Below are 14,115 nucleotides of genomic sequence, written 5' to 3'. Positions count from 1 at the left end.
GCCCTTACAGCTGCTCGGCGACGTACTCGGCGAGGTCGACGAGACGGTTGGAGTATCCCCACTCGTTGTCGTACCAGGAGGCGACCTTGACCTGGTCGCCGATCACCTTGGTGAGTCCGGCGTCGAAGATCGACGAGTGCGGGTCGCCGGCGATGTCGCTGGAGACGATCTCGTCCTCGGTGTACTTGAGGATGCCCTTGAGGGGGCCCTCTGCGGCTGCCTTGTATGCGGCGTTGACCTCTTCGACCGTGACGGGACGTGAGGCGGTGACCGTGAGGTCGGTGATCGAACCGGTCGGAACCGGAACGCGCAGCGCGTAGCCGTCGAGCTTGCCGACGAGCTCGGGCAGGACGAGGCCGAGGGCCTTCGCCGCACCGGTCGACGTGGGGATGATGTTGAGGGCGGCGGCACGGGCACGACGCAGGTCGCTGTGCGGGCCGTCCTGCAGGTTCTGGTCGGCGGTGTAGGCGTGAACCGTGGTCATGAGACCGCGTTCGATGCCGAACTCGTCGTTGAACACCTTGGCGAGCGGCGCGAGGCAGTTCGTCGTGCAGGAGGCGTTCGAGATGATGTCGTGGACCGAGGCGTCGTAGGTCGCCTCGTTCACGCCGAGCACGATCGTCGCGACGTCGGAGCCCGTGGCGGGAGCCGACACGAGGACCTTCTTGGCGCCGGCGGTGATGTGCTTGCGCGCGTCGTCCGACTTGGTGAAGCGGCCGGTCGACTCGATGACGATGTCGACGCCCAGCTCGCCCCAGGGAAGGTTCGCGGGGTCGCGCTCCTCGAAGACGCGGATGGACTTGCCGTTGACGATGATGTTCTCGTCGTCGTACTCGACGGTGGCGTCGAGGCGACCCGTGATCGAGTCGTACTTGAGCAGGTGTGCCAGCGTCTTGTTGTCGGTGAGGTCGTTCACCGCCACGAGCTCGAGGTTGCTTCCCTTGGCGAGGGCGGCGCGGAAGTAGTTACGGCCGATACGGCCGAATCCGTTGATTCCGATTTTTACGGACACGAATGACTCCTGTTGCAGATGGCGCGAGATGCGCGTATTTGATGGTGAACAGAACCGGACGACGGTGTCCTGGGCCGCCAGGACGACCCATCCGCTATGACAGTAGCAGCAGGCCCGAGGTCTTCTCTCGCGCCGTTACGAAGCGCTGCTCCACGTTCGCCCAGTTGGCGATGTTCCAGAACGCCTTGACGTAGTCGGCCCGCACGTTCTTGTAGTCGAGGTAGTACGCGTGCTCCCAGACGTCGAGCATCAGGAGCGGAATCGTGCCGGCCGGGAAGTTGGACTGCTGGTCGAAGAACTGCACGATGATGAGCCGCTGGCCGATCGAGTCCCAGGCCAGAACCGACCACCCGGAGCCCTGGACGCCGAGCGCCGTGGCAGTGAAGTGTGCCTGGAACTTGTCGAAGGAGCCGAAGTTGTCGTCGATCGCTGCAGCCAGCTCGCCCGTGGGCTTGTCGCCGCCGTCCGGCGAGAGGTTGGTCCAGAAGATCGAGTGGTTCACGTGACCGCCGAGGTTGAACGCGAGGTCCTTCTCGAGCTTGTTCACGTTCGCGAGGTTTCCGCTGTCGCGGGCTTCGGCGAGCTGCTGCAGGGCGGTGTTCGCGCCGGTCACGTAGGTCTGGTGGTGCTTCGAGTGATGCAGCTCCATGATGGTGCCGCTGATGCTCGGCTCGAGGGCCGAGTAGTCGTAGGCGAGTTCCGGCAGCGTGTAGTCAGCCATGTGCGTTGTTCATCCTCCTAGTGGAGCCACGCGCGTCGCGCGTGGCGATCGAGGTGCCCGTGAGGGCGACTTTTCCAGTCTAGTGACGGCAACGAGAACGGCCCCGGAATGCTTCCCGGGGTTGACACACGCCGACGTCTGCCGGGTCGGCGTCAGTCGTCGAGGTCTGCGGGCAGGTTCGCCTCGGTGTCCGGGATCCCCAGGTCGACGGCCTTCTTGTCCGCCATCGCCAGCAGGCGACGGATGCGGCCGGCGACGGCATCCTTCGTCATCGGCGGCTCGGCGTGGTGACCGAGCTCGTCGAGACTCGCGTCGCGGAACCGCAGGCGCAGGTCGCCCGCGTACTGCAGGTGGTCCGGCACGTCGTCACCGAGGATCTCGAGCGCGCGCTCGACACGCGAGCAGGCTGCGACCGCCGCCTGGGCTGAACGACGCAGATTCGCATCGTCGAAGTTGACGAGGCGGTTGGCCGTCGCCCTCACCTCGCGGCGCTGACGCAGCTCCTCCCAGTTGCGGACGGTGTCTGTGGCCCCCATGGCGACGAGCATCGAGCTGATCGCCTCGCCATCGCGGATGACGACACGGTGGACGCCGCGCACCTCGCGGGCCTTGGCCGGGATCCCGAGCCGGCCGGCGGCACCGACGAGGGCCATGGCGGCCTCGTTGCCGGGGCAGGTGACCTCGAGGGCGGCTGAGCGGCCGGGATCGGTCAGACTTCCGCTGGCGAGGAACGCGCCACGCCAGACGGCCGAGATCTCCTCGCGGGAGCCTGTGGTCAGGCGGTTCGGCAGGCCGCGGATGGGTCGGCGCCGAGCGTCGAGCAGGCCAGTCTGCCTGGCGAGCGTCTCACCGCCGTCGAGCACGCGCACGAGGTAGTGGCTGGTGCGGCGGAGGCCTGTTGCTGCGACGACGGAGACGTCACTGCGCACGCCGTACAGCTCGGCGAGGTCCTTGCGAACCCGGCGCGCGATAAGCGCGGAGTCGAGCTCCGACTCCACGGCGATGCGGCTCGAGATGAGGTGCAGGCCGCCGGAGAAACGCAGGACCGTGGCGAGTTCCGCGGCACGCACCGTGGTGCGGTTGATCTCGGTGCGTGCGAGTTCCTCTTTGACGTCGGCTGTGAGAGCCAATCGATGTTCCATTCTGTTGCGTTCTGTCGTCGTACGTCGGGTTCGAGGTGAAGCTACTCGCGACCGAGGTCGCGGTTCTTCACGCTCACGCCGATCCCGGGGATCTGCTCCAGCTCGTGGGCGAGCTCTCTGGCGAGGGCGACGGAGCGGTGCTTGCCGCCCGTGCACCCGATGGCGATGGTCGCGTGGCGCTTGTTCTCGCGGCTGTAGCCGGCGAGTACCGGCTCCAGGGCTGCGGCATACCGCTGGATGAACTCGCGTGCTCCCGGCTGGCCGAGCACGAACTCCTTGACGGGGGCGTCGAGACCGGTCTGCGCCCGCAGTTCCGGCACCCAGAACGGGTTCGGCAGGAAGCGTGCATCTGCGACGTGGTCGGCATCCGCCGGCACCCCGTACTTGAATCCGAAGCTCACGATGGTGACCCGCACCTCGGCTGCGCCTTCCTCGGCGAAGAGGTCGGTCACGGTCATGGCGAGCTGGTGGATGTTCAGCTCGGAGGTGTCGATGACGATGTCGCTGGCCTCGCGGATCGCTCCGAGGCGCGCACGTTCCTCGCCGATGCCGTCGAGCAGGGTGCCGTCGGCCTGCAACGGGTGCGGTCGGCGCACCGACTCGAAGCGCCGCACGAGGGCGGCATCCGTCGCGTCGAGGAAGACGACCCTCAGCTCGGTGCCGCCGCGCAGCACGCTGATCATCTCGCTGATCTCGTCGAAGAAGTCACGGCCGCGGATGTCGACGACGGCCGCGATCTTCGGGAGCCCCGATGATGCGCGCTCGACGAGCTCGACCAGGGGCCGCAGCATCTGCGGGGGAAGGTTGTCGACCACGTACCAGCCGAGATCCTCCAGCGCGTCGGCGGCTGTGGATCGGCCGGCACCGGACATCCCCGTGATGATGAGGACTTCCTTCTGCTCGACGTCCGTCATGGCTTCGAATGCGCCTTCGTTCTAGGGGGTGTGAGGTTACAGCCTACCGACCCGCGGCCGCTCAGGCGTCGAGATGGGCTCGAATGGCCCCCGCAAGGGTCGCACCGATGCCGGGCACCTCGGCGATCTCCTCGGCTGTCGCGAGTTTGAGGCGTGCGACGGAGCCGAAGTGCCGCAGCAGTTCGCGTACGCGCGATGGCCCGAGGCCGGGCACCTCGCCGAGCACCGAGGCGATGTCGCGCTTGCGTCTCGTGCGCTGGTGCGTGATGGCGAAACGGTGTGCCTCATCACGGATGCGCTGGAACAGGAAGAGCGCCTCGCTGTTGCGCGGCAGGATCACGGGGAAGTCGGAGTCCGGCAGCCAGATCTCCTCGAGACGCTTGGCGATGCCGCAGAGCTGGATGCCGGTGACCCCAGACTCCCGCAGTGCCCGCTCGGCAGCAGCGACCTGCGGCTGGCCGCCGTCGACGATGAGCAGGTTCGGGCTGTAGCTGAACTTCCGACGTTTCGCCGGTTCGACCACACCGTCGGAGGTCAGGACCTCGATCGGATCGGGCTCGGACTCGGGATCGGTGAGGTAGGCGAGCCGACGCGTCAGCACCCTGTGGATGGAGTCGGTGTCGTCTGTGGTCTCGGGGATGTTGAACCGCCGGTACTCGTCCTTGCGCGGCAGGCCGTCCTCGAAGACGACCATCGAGGCGACGACGTTGGTTCCGCTCAGGTGGGACACGTCGTAGCACTCCATACGGAGTGGCGCCTCGGACATGCCCAATGCCTCCTGGATGTCCTCCAAGGCCTTCGATCGGGAGGTGAAGTCGGCGCTGCGACGCGTCTTGTAGAGCATGAGCGCGTGGCCGGCGTTCTGGTTCGCGGTCTCCAGCAGGGCGGCCTTGTCTCCGCGCTGGGCAGCACGCAGTCGCACTTTCGTTGGACTGCGCGCCTCGAGCCAGCTCTCGAGCGCCGGCGCATCCTCTGGCAGCTCGGGCACCACGATCTCCCGCGGTGGCGTGAGACCCTCGGCGTAGACCTGCGGCACGATCGAGTCGACCAGTTCGGCCATCGACATGTCGAGTTCCTTGTCGACGACCCAGCCCCGGACACCGCGGATGCGGCCGCCACGCACCACGAAGAGCTGGACCGCCGCCGCCAACTCGTCGTGCACGATGCCGAAGAGGTCGATGTCGACGGAGTCGCGGAGCACCACGGCGCTCTTCTCGAGCACGGCCTCGAGGGCCACCACCTGATCTCGACGGCGGGCGGCGAGTTCGTAGTTCTGCTCTTCGGATGCCGCCTTCATCTCCTGCGTGAGCTCGGCGACCATGCGGCGATCCTGGTTGGCCATGAAGGACACGAATCGCTTGACGGCCTCGCGATGCTCCTCGACGGTGACCTTGCCGGAGCACGGGCCGAAGCAGCGCCCGATCTGGCCGGCGAAGCACGGCTTGCCGGACTGCATGGCGCGCTTGTAGTCCGAGTCCTTGCAGGTGCGGATCGGGAACGCCTTGATCATCAGCTCGATGACCTCGTCGACGGCCCACTTCTTCGGATACGGCCCGAAGTAGCGTGCTCCGCGGATCTTGGTGTTGCGGGTCACCAGCACCCGCGGGGCCTCATCCCCGAGGGTCACCGCCATGTAGGGGTAGGACTTGTCGTCCTTGAACATGACGTTGAACGGAGGGTCGAACTCCTTGATCCAGGTGAACTCGAGCTGGAGCGCCTCCACCTCGTTTCCGACGACGGTCCACTCGACACCGGCAGCGGTGGTCACCATGCGCCGGGTGCGCTCGTGCAGGGTGTGCAGGGGCGCGAAGTAGTTGCTGAGCCGAGCGCGGAGGTTCTTCGCCTTGCCGACGTAGAGCACCCGGCCCGTGGCGTCGCGGAACCGGTAGACCCCGGGCTGGGTGGGGATCTCCCCCGCCTTCGGTCGGTAGGACAGGACGTTCGCCATGGGCCTCAGCCCGCGACTCGGGCGATGACGCCGTGGTTCTCCGCATCAGCTTCGAGGACCTCGCGCAGGAACTGGCCGGTGTGGCTCTTCTTGCTGCGCGAGACGGCCTCAGGCGTGCCCGTCGCGATGATCTGGCCTCCGCCGGATCCACCCTCCGGACCGATGTCGATGACCCAGTCGCTCGACTTGATGACGTCGAGGTTGTGCTCGATGACGATCACGGTGTTGCCCTTGTCGACGAGCCCGTTGAGGACGATGAGCAGCTTCCGCACGTCCTCGAAGTGCAGGCCGGTGGTCGGCTCGTCGAGAACGTAGACGCTGCGACCGTTGGAGCGGCGCTGGAGCTCCGTCGCCAGCTTCACCCGCTGCGCCTCACCGCCCGAGAGCGTCGTGGCACTCTGGCCCAGCGTGACGTAACCCAGGCCGACGTCGACGAGGGTCTTGAGGTACCGGTGGATCGCGCTGATCGGCTCGAAGAACTCGGCAGCCTCGCTGATCGGCATCTCGAGCACCTCGGAGATGTTCTTGCCCTTGTAGTGCACCTGCAGGGTCTCGCGGTTGTAGCGCGAGCCGCCGCAGACCTCGCACGCGACGTAGACGTCGGGCAGGAAGTTCATCTCGATCTTGATGGTTCCGTCGCCGGAGCACGCCTCGCAGCGTCCGCCCTTGACGTTGAAGCTGAACCGCCCGGGAAGGTATCCGCGGGCCTTGGCCTCATTCGTCTCGGCGAACAGGTTGCGGATGCGGTCGAACACTCCGGTGTAGGTGGCGGGGTTCGATCGCGGAGTACGGCCGATCGGTGCCTGGTCGACATGGACCACCTTGTCGAGGTGGTCGAGTCCGGTCACGCGGGTGTGCTTGCCAGGAAGCTTTCGGGCTCCGTTGAGCTTGTTCGCCAGCACGCGATAGAGCACATCGTTGACCAGCGACGACTTGCCGGAACCGCTCACGCCGGTGACGGCAGTGAAGGTGCCGAGCGGGAAGTCGACCGTGACCTTGCGCAGGTTGTTCACCTCGGCGCCCACCACGCTGATCATGCGGTCCTTGTCGATCTTTCGCCGGGTGTGCGGCGTGATGATCTCCTTGCGCCGGGACAGGTAGTCACCCGTGAGCGAGCGGTGGTTCGCGAGCAGGTCGTCGTACGACCCCGAGTGCACCACCTTGCCGCCGTTCACACCAGCGCCGGGGCCGATGTCGACGATCCAGTCCGCCGTGCGGATGGTGTCCTCGTCGTGCTCGACGACGATGAGGGTGTTTCCGAGGTCGCGGAGCGCGAGGAGCGTCTCGATGAGTCGGCGGTTGTCCCGCTGGTGCAGGCCGATGCTGGGCTCGTCGAGCACGTAGAGCACACCGGTGAGCCCGGAACCGATCTGGGTGGCCAGACGGATGCGCTGCGCCTCACCGCCGGAGAGGGTGGCTGCGGCGCGGGAGAGGTTGAGGTAGGTGAGGCCGACCCTGATGAGGAAGTCGAGGCGCACCTTGATCTCGCGGAGCACCTGCGCAGCGATGGTCTGCTCGCGGTCGGTGAGCACCATCTGGTCCATGAAGCCGCGGGCGTCGGTGAGGCTGAGCTCGGCGACATCCGCGATGCTCGACCCGTGGATGAGCACCGAGAGCACCTCGGGCTTCAGCCGCTTGCCGTCGCAGACCGGGCACGGCACCTCGCGCAGGTACTCCGACCAACGCGCACGCTGCACGTCGGTCTCGGCCTGCAGGTACTGGCGTTCGATGTAGGGCACGACACCCTCGAAGCCCGAGGTGTAGCTCATCTCCCGGCCGTAGCGGTTGCGCCACTTGACGCGCACCTCGAAGTTCTCGCCGCGCAGCACGGCGTTGCGGGCATTCGCCGGCAGCTCGCTCCACGGGGTCTTGAGCGAGAACTTCAGGTCGCGGGACAGACCCTCGAGCAGCTTCTCGTAGTAGTTGTAGAGACTCTTGCCCTGCGAGGTCCACGGCAGGATGACGCCCTCGGCGATGCTGAGCTCATGGTCTCCGAGCAGCAGGTCCTCATCGACCGACATGCGGGTGCCGAGGCCGGAGCACTCGGGGCAGGCTCCGAACGGAGCGTTGAACGAGAACGTGCGCGGCTCGATCTCGGTGAGCTGGATCGGGTGGTTGTTGGGGCACGACAGCTTCTCGGAGAAGTTCTGCCAGGCGTCGGGACCCGTCGCGTCGACATAGTTGATGCTGACGAGGCCGTCGGTGAGGCGCAGTGCGGTCTCGAGCGAGTCGGTGAGTCGCCCGAGGATCTCGGGGCCGGCGACGAGGCGGTCGATGACGACCGAGATGTCGTGCTTGACCTGCTTCTTCAGCACCGGAGGCTCACTTAGCTGGATGGTCTCGCCGTCGACGATCGCACGGGAGTATCCGGATGCCGCCAGCTCCTTGAACAGGTCGACGAACTCGCCCTTCTTCTGCGAGACGACGGGGCTCACGACCTGGTAGCGGATGCCGGCATCCAGCTCCATGAGCTGGTCGGCGATCTGCTGCACGGTCTGGCGCTGGATCGTCTCGCCGCAGATGGGACAGTGGGCCACGCCGATGCGTGCCCAGAGCAGGCGCATGTAGTCGTAGATCTCGGTGATCGTGCCGACGGTCGAGCGCGGGTTGCGGTTCGTCGACTTCTGGTCGATCGAGACTGCGGGGCTGAGGCCCTCGATGAAGTCGACATCGGGACGGTCGACCTGGCCGAGGAACTGGCGGGCATAGGCCGACAGCGATTCGACGTAGCGACGCTGGCCCTCGGCGAAGATCGTGTCGAACGCGAGGGATGACTTGCCCGATCCCGAGAGCCCGGTGAAGACGACGAGGGAATCACGCGGAATGTCGAGGTCGACGTTCTGGAGATTGTGCACGCGGGCACCGCGAACGCTCAGTTGGGAGTGGTTTTCGACCTTTGACACAGACACCCTGAAAGTCTACGAGGCCCCACTGACACTCTTCCCCGAGTGGCACGTGCCCACAGCGAACGGCACCTGCTCCAAGGCGCGCTTGGCGTGCGGCAGAAGACCTTTGTCAGTCTGAGTTGACAACCATGCGTTGTCAGTTCAGACTGACGGAATGGGAACCGAAGCGAAGAACGAGGAGATGGACCCGGCGGTCGGGCTGCTGGCGGTGCAGGCGCTGCATCGGCTTGCGTCGCGCGTCGAGGCGACCCATGTGGCAGCGGCACGTGCTGCCGGGTGGTCGTGGGAGCAGATCGGGGACGCGCTCGGCATCACCCGCCAGTCGGTGCACGCGAAGTACGCGAAGGAGGAACGTCATGTTTGAACGGTTCGCAGTGGAGGCCAGGAACGCCGTCGTGCGCTCGATCGAGATCGCGGGCCGTCGCGGCGATCGGCGTCTCGGCACCGAGCACCTGCTCATGGCGGCGCTCGGCGATGCCACGATCGTCGATGCCGTCGGGGTGGAGGCGGCCGACGCTGAAGCGGCGGCCGACCAGGCGGACCGCGAAGCTCTGGCGCTGGTCGGAGTCGACGTCGCAGCCTACGGGCCGCTCTCCCCCGCCGTCGGCGCTCCGCGACCGCGCTTCACGGCGGGAGCGAAAGTCGTCATGAAGCGCACGCTCGAGTACGCGGTGGTCGAGCGCGCCCGTCGGATGGAACTCCGTCACCTCGTGCTCGCGTTGCTCGACCGTCCGGACTCGGATCCGGCGACGATGCTCCTCGCCCGCCTCGACGTCGATGCGAAGCAGCTGCGCGCGAGGCTCCAAGCCTGATCGCCTGGACTACGGTCCCCACTCGCGAGCGGAGCAATCGGTGGGGGCCGGCTCCGCCGAAGTCCGCTTCAGCGACTCGCGAGCGAAGCAAGCGGTGGGGCCGGCTTCGCCGAAGTCCGGGGTTCGGCGGGCATCCTTGGGCGGGACTTCGGTGGAGCCGGCCCCACCGCGACCCACGGAATCAACCAACGATGCCCACCGCGACTACGCGCCACGCGAGCCTAGATGTGGCCGGCCTTCTCCATCTGCCGCAACTCCCGCTTCAGATCGGAGAGCTCGTCGCGCAGGCGCCCGGCGAGCTCGAACTTGAGCTCCCCGGCAGCCTCGAGCATCTGCGAATTGAGGTCGGCGATGAGGTCCTCGAGCTGGTTGGCGCCGGCGGCGGCGATCCCCTCACGCCTGAGGTTGGGCGTCGGCGCCTTCTTGCGGGCGTCGCGTCCACGCAGGAGCTCCGCGGTGTCGGCCTCCTCGCGCTGCAGCACATCGGTGATGTCGGCGATGCGCTTGCGGAGCGGCGTGGGGTCGATGCCGTTGAGGGTGTTGTACTCGACCTGTCGTTCGCGTCGACGCGTCGTCTCCTCGATGGCCTTCGTCATGGAGTCGGTCATCACGTCGGCGTACATGTGCACTTCGCCGGAGACGTTGCGGGCGGCACGACCGATCGTCTGGATGAGGGAGGTCGACGACCGGAGGAAGCCCTCCTTGTCGGCATCCAGGATCGCCACGAGGGAGACCTCGGGGAGGTCGAGACCCTCACGCAGCAGGTTGATGCCTACGAGCACGTCGTAGACGCCGGCCCGGAGCTCGGTGAGGAGTTCGACGCGGCGCAGGGTGTCGACATCCGAGTGCAGGTACCGCACCCGCACGCCGGCTTCGGTGAGGAAGTCGGTGAGCTCCTCGGCCATCTTCTTGGTCAGCGTCGTGACCAGGATGCGCTCGTCCTTGGCCGCTCGCAGCCTGATCTCCTCGAGCAGGTCGTCGATCTGGCCCTTCGAGGGCTTCACCACGATCTGCGGATCGACGAGACCCGTCGGACGGATGATCTGCTCGACGATACCGTCGGCGATGCCCATCTCGTAGCGGCCGGGCGTTGCCGAGAGGTACACCGTCTGGCCGACGCGCTCCTTGAACTCGTTCCACTTGAGCGGCCTGTTGTCGAGGGCGCTCGGCAGCCGGAAGCCGTGCTCGACGAGAGTGCGCTTGCGGGAGGAGTCGCCCTCGTACATGGCTCCGATCTGGGGCACCGTCACGTGGGACTCGTCGATGACGACCAGGAAGTCGTCGGGGAAGTAGTCGAGCAGGCAGTGCGGAGCCTCGCCCGGCGCGCGGGCGTCGATGTGCCGTGAGTAGTTCTCGATGCCGGAGCAGAAGCCGATCTGCTCCATCATCTCGAGGTCGAACGACGTGCGCATGCGCAGGCGCTGAGCTTCGAGCAGCTTGCCCTCCCGCTCGAGCTCGATGAGCCGCTCGTGCAGTTCGGTCTGGATCGTGCCGATGGCCCGCTGCATGACGTCGGTCGACGCCACGTAGTGCGAGCCGGGGAACACGGCGACGGCATCGAGCTTGCGCACGATGTCGCCGGTGAGCGGATGCAGGCTGTAGAGCGCCTCGATCTCGTCACCGAACATCTCGATGCGGATCGCCAGCTCCTCGTACATCGGGATGATCTCGATGGTGTCGCCGCGCACCCGGAAGTTGCCGCGCGAGAAGTCGACATCGTTGCGCTGGTACTGCATCGACACGAACTTGCGGATGAGCCAGTCCCGGTCGACCCGCTGCCCGACCTGCAGCGCCATCATGGCGTTCATGTACTCGTCGGGCGTTCCGAGGCCGTAGATGCAGGAGACCGTCGAGACCACGATGACGTCGCGGCGGCTCAGCAGCGAGTTGGTGGTGGAGTGACGCAGGCGCTCGACCTCGGCATTGACCGAGGAGTCCTTCTCGATGAAGGTGTCGGTCTGCGGGACGTAGGCCTCGGGCTGGTAGTAGTCGTAGTACGAGACGAAGTATTCGACGGCGTTGTTAGGCATCAGCTCGCGGAACTCGTTCGCGAGCTGCGCCGCCAGGGTCTTGTTGTGGGCGAGGACCAGGGTCGGGCGCTGCACCTGTTCGATGAGCCAGGCCGTGGTGGCCGACTTGCCCGTTCCGGTGGCACCGAGCAGCACCACGTCGGTCTCGCCCGCGTTGATGCGGCCCGCAAGTTCGGCGATCGCCGTGGGCTGATCACCACTCGGCGTGTACTCGCTGATGACCTCGAAAGGGCGCACGGAACGTGTCGGTTGCATGGTTTCAAGTCTAGGTTCGCCCACCGACACTTCGACGGGGCGGGCTCCGCTCACGGCGGACAACGCCGGCCGAAGCGGGAGCGGACTAGCCCCGAGCGGCCAGCTCTTCGCGCACGCGAGCCCAGAGAGCATCCGTCTGGCTGACGGTGTGGCCCATGGTGCCGTCGGTGTCGATCACGACGTCGGCGATCGCCAGTCGCTGGGTGTCAGACGCCTGGGCGTCGATGCGAGCCTGCGCGTGCTCCTCGGAGAAGCCGCGGAGGTCGACGAGGCGCTGGGCCCTGGTCTTCTTCGTGGCGTGGGCCACGACGATGAGGTCGAAGGGATGATCGACCTCCGCCTCGACGAGCAACGGCACGTCGTAGACCACGACGGCGTTGGGCTTCGCGGCCTCCGCTGCGGCGAACAACTTCGCCGAGAGGGCGCGCACCCGTGGGTGGATGATGCCGTTCAACCGCTCGAGAGCTGCGGCATCCGAGAACACGAGTGCCCCGAGAGCAGCTCGATCGAGGCTGCCGTCTGGTGCGAGCACCGCGTCACCGAAGGCCTCACGCACCTCGGCGAGTCCCTCTGTTCCGCGCTCGACGACCTTGCGTGCCAGTTGGTCGGCGTCGATGTGCACGGCACCGTGCTCCACGAGGCGCCGCGCGATGGTGGATTTCCCCGAGGCGATTCCGCCCGTCAGACCGATGAGATACACAGTCGTGATCCTACTCGTCGGCCCGGCTCGGCGCCGGGGATCAGCACTCGGCCACCCACGGTTCTGCGATCCAGGCCTCGGTGACGTACGGCAGCAGGATCTCGGGCGCCCGCGTCTCGGGGTGGGAGTCGAGCACGCGCTCGATGCGCTCGAGCATGGCCGAGCGCTCGGCCTGGGACGCCGTGAGGTAGTAGCTGCGCGTGGTCGCGAGGTCGAGGAGCCCCTGGCGCGTGGTGCGAGACGTCCAGCGCTCCTCCCTCTTGGCGGCCAGCTCGAGCCCGGCTCCGAGAGTCGGGTGGTACGCGGTCGCCTCGTGCAGTCCGCGGTGCATGGCGGCAGACAGGGCGTCCACCCAGGGGATCGCATCGTCACGGGTGTTCCAGATGAGGGCCAGTCGGCCGCCGGGCCGGAGCACGCGCAGCACCTCCTGCGACGCGGCCTCGGGGTCGACCCAGTGCCACGCCTGGGCGACCGTCACCAGGTCGACGGAGGCGTCGGGCACAGGGATCGCCTCGGCCGAGCCGACGAGGGTGCGCACCTGCGGCATCCGCTCGCTCAGGATCTCGAGCATCTCCGACGACGGGTCGACGGCGGTGACGGATGCCGAGAACTCGACGAGCCGCTCGGTGAGCTTGCCCGTGCCTGCGCCCAGGTCCAGGATGTCGAGTCCACCGCTGTGGGCGCCCGTCGCGCGCGCCTCGTGACCGACGAGCCAGCGCACGGTCTCGAGCGGATACGAGGGACGATGCGCGTCGTAGCCCCCGGCGTTCTCGCCGAACGACGCTGCGTGACGTGAATCGCGAACCATGCCGGACAGCCTAGGTGCAGGCCGTCACGACCTGCGTCTCACCCGACTTGATTCCGGAACTGGTCCAGCCGTCGTTCCCCGTGCCCGTGTACACGTTGCCGCTGCGGGTCACCGCCATGGTCCCGCCACCGCGCGGCGAGGTGGCAGCCCATGACCCCAGCGGCTTCACGATGAGGGCCTTGTACTCCGTCGAACCACGGCCGTACTTCGCCGCGAGAAGGGCGTCCCAGTCGAGCGTCGCGGTCCAGCCGACGTAGAACTCCGAGTAGCCCGTCACGGTTCCACTGATGCACGCGTAGTCGAAGCCGTTGTAGCTCGTGATGCCGAAGGCTCCCACCGTGTACGTCGACGGGCCGGCGGTGGCGACCGCTGGAGGCATGCCTCCGGTGTACAGGCAGATGGTGACGTCCTGCGTCTGAGCACCCGAGATCGAGTTCGCCCCCGTGATCGTGAGGATTCCGTTCGCGTTCGGTCCGCTCAGTGTCGCGGTCGGCTCGACCTGGGTGGGGGCGGCGCCGTTGAACGGCGCCTGCTTGGTGTCGATGCTGAGCACCCAGGGAACGGGGGTGCTCGATGTCGTGCCCACCTTGAGTCCGGAGGTGCAGAACTGCACAGGGCTCGACAACTGCCAGTTCAGCGCGATGATCTTCGTCGGGCCGGAGCCCGCGGTGACCGGACCGGCGACCGGGGTCGCTGCCCACGTTCCGGCCGAGATCCCGGTCGTCACGGGTGCCGTCGCGTTCCACGCCGCATAACTGGTGCCCACGACGCCCGGAAGCGCGACGACAGCCGCGATCACGCCGACCACGAGGGCTGCGGTGATGAGGATCCAGCGCTTCACACGAGGTCCTTCGGTGGGCGTTCCGA

The 14,115-nt window shown here is 67.0% G+C and carries 12 protein-coding genes; 2 read left to right on the top strand and 10 right to left on the bottom strand.

From position 1 onward, the window contains the following. Window positions 1–4: 4 nt before the first annotated feature. The 6 genes from gap to uvrA all read right to left on the bottom strand — a co-directional run bounded on the left by gap (window position 5) and on the right by uvrA (window position 8,646). On the bottom strand, window positions 5–1,012 hold the full coding sequence (gap, locus tag ASC59_RS03205; RefSeq protein WP_055818286.1) for a type I glyceraldehyde-3-phosphate dehydrogenase: 1,008 nt from the start codon (window positions 1,010–1,012) through the stop codon (window positions 5–7). A gap of 94 nt (window positions 1,013–1,106) precedes the next feature. Continuing rightward, window positions 1,107–1,733, bottom strand: a complete 627-nt coding sequence (locus ASC59_RS03200; protein ID WP_055818284.1) for a superoxide dismutase — start codon at window positions 1,731–1,733, stop codon at window positions 1,107–1,109. 152 nt (window positions 1,734–1,885) lie between these two features. Beyond that, window positions 1,886–2,863: a DNA-binding protein WhiA gene (gene whiA, locus ASC59_RS03195; protein WP_055818282.1), complete on the bottom strand. Its 978-nt coding sequence runs from the start codon at window positions 2,861–2,863 to the stop codon at window positions 1,886–1,888. A 53-nt stretch (window positions 2,864–2,916) separates the two neighbouring features. Beyond that, window positions 2,917–3,789 carry an RNase adapter RapZ gene (gene rapZ, locus ASC59_RS03190; RefSeq protein WP_055818280.1) on the bottom strand — a complete coding sequence of 291 codons (873 nt, stop codon included), beginning with the start codon at window positions 3,787–3,789 and terminating at the stop codon, window positions 2,917–2,919. A 61-nt stretch (window positions 3,790–3,850) separates the two neighbouring features. Continuing rightward, window positions 3,851–5,737, bottom strand: coding sequence for an excinuclease ABC subunit UvrC (gene uvrC / locus ASC59_RS03185; protein WP_055818278.1), 1,887 nt, complete (start codon window positions 5,735–5,737; stop codon window positions 3,851–3,853). Between the two features lie 5 nt (window positions 5,738–5,742). Then, on the bottom strand, window positions 5,743–8,646 hold the full coding sequence (uvrA, locus tag ASC59_RS03180) for an excinuclease ABC subunit UvrA (protein ID WP_055818277.1): 2,904 nt from the start codon (window positions 8,644–8,646) through the stop codon (window positions 5,743–5,745). Window positions 8,647–8,797: 151 nt separating this feature from the next. Here uvrA and ASC59_RS03175 point away from each other — a divergent pair, with 151 nt between their 5' ends. Both ASC59_RS03175 and ASC59_RS03170 read left to right on the top strand, forming a co-directional pair. After that, a complete protein-coding gene (locus tag ASC59_RS03175; RefSeq protein ID WP_055818275.1) occupies window positions 8,798–9,007 on the top strand; it encodes a hypothetical protein in 210 nt (69 codons plus the stop codon). After that, window positions 9,000–9,455 carry a Clp protease N-terminal domain-containing protein gene (locus ASC59_RS03170; RefSeq protein ID WP_055818273.1) on the top strand — a complete coding sequence of 152 codons (456 nt, stop codon included), beginning with the start codon at window positions 9,000–9,002 and terminating at the stop codon, window positions 9,453–9,455. The genes ASC59_RS03175 and ASC59_RS03170 overlap by 8 nt, the downstream gene beginning before the upstream one ends. A gap of 221 nt (window positions 9,456–9,676) precedes the next feature. Here the strand turns inward: ASC59_RS03170 and uvrB are convergent, their stop codons facing one another. The 4 genes from uvrB to ASC59_RS03150 form a co-directional block, all read right to left on the bottom strand. Then, on the bottom strand, window positions 9,677–11,740 hold the full coding sequence (gene uvrB, locus ASC59_RS03165; protein ID WP_055818271.1) for an excinuclease ABC subunit UvrB: 2,064 nt from the start codon (window positions 11,738–11,740) through the stop codon (window positions 9,677–9,679). 85 nt (window positions 11,741–11,825) lie between these two features. Next, window positions 11,826–12,440: a dephospho-CoA kinase gene (coaE, locus tag ASC59_RS03160; RefSeq protein WP_055818269.1), complete on the bottom strand. Its 615-nt coding sequence runs from the start codon at window positions 12,438–12,440 to the stop codon at window positions 11,826–11,828. A gap of 40 nt (window positions 12,441–12,480) precedes the next feature. After that, window positions 12,481–13,248: a class I SAM-dependent methyltransferase gene (locus ASC59_RS03155; RefSeq protein WP_055818267.1), complete on the bottom strand. Its 768-nt coding sequence runs from the start codon at window positions 13,246–13,248 to the stop codon at window positions 12,481–12,483. A 10-nt stretch (window positions 13,249–13,258) separates the two neighbouring features. Continuing rightward, complete coding sequence (locus ASC59_RS03150) at window positions 13,259–14,089, bottom strand: hypothetical protein (RefSeq protein WP_055818265.1); 831 nt, start codon at window positions 14,087–14,089, stop codon at window positions 13,259–13,261. Between the last annotated feature and the right edge of the window lie 26 nt (window positions 14,090–14,115).

The organism is Leifsonia sp. Root1293 (assembly GCF_001425325.1).
Lineage (GTDB): Bacteria > Actinomycetota > Actinomycetes > Actinomycetales > Microbacteriaceae > Orlajensenia.
Note: the sequence above shows the minus strand (reverse complement) of the source record. Positions and strands in the feature narration are given on the sequence as shown.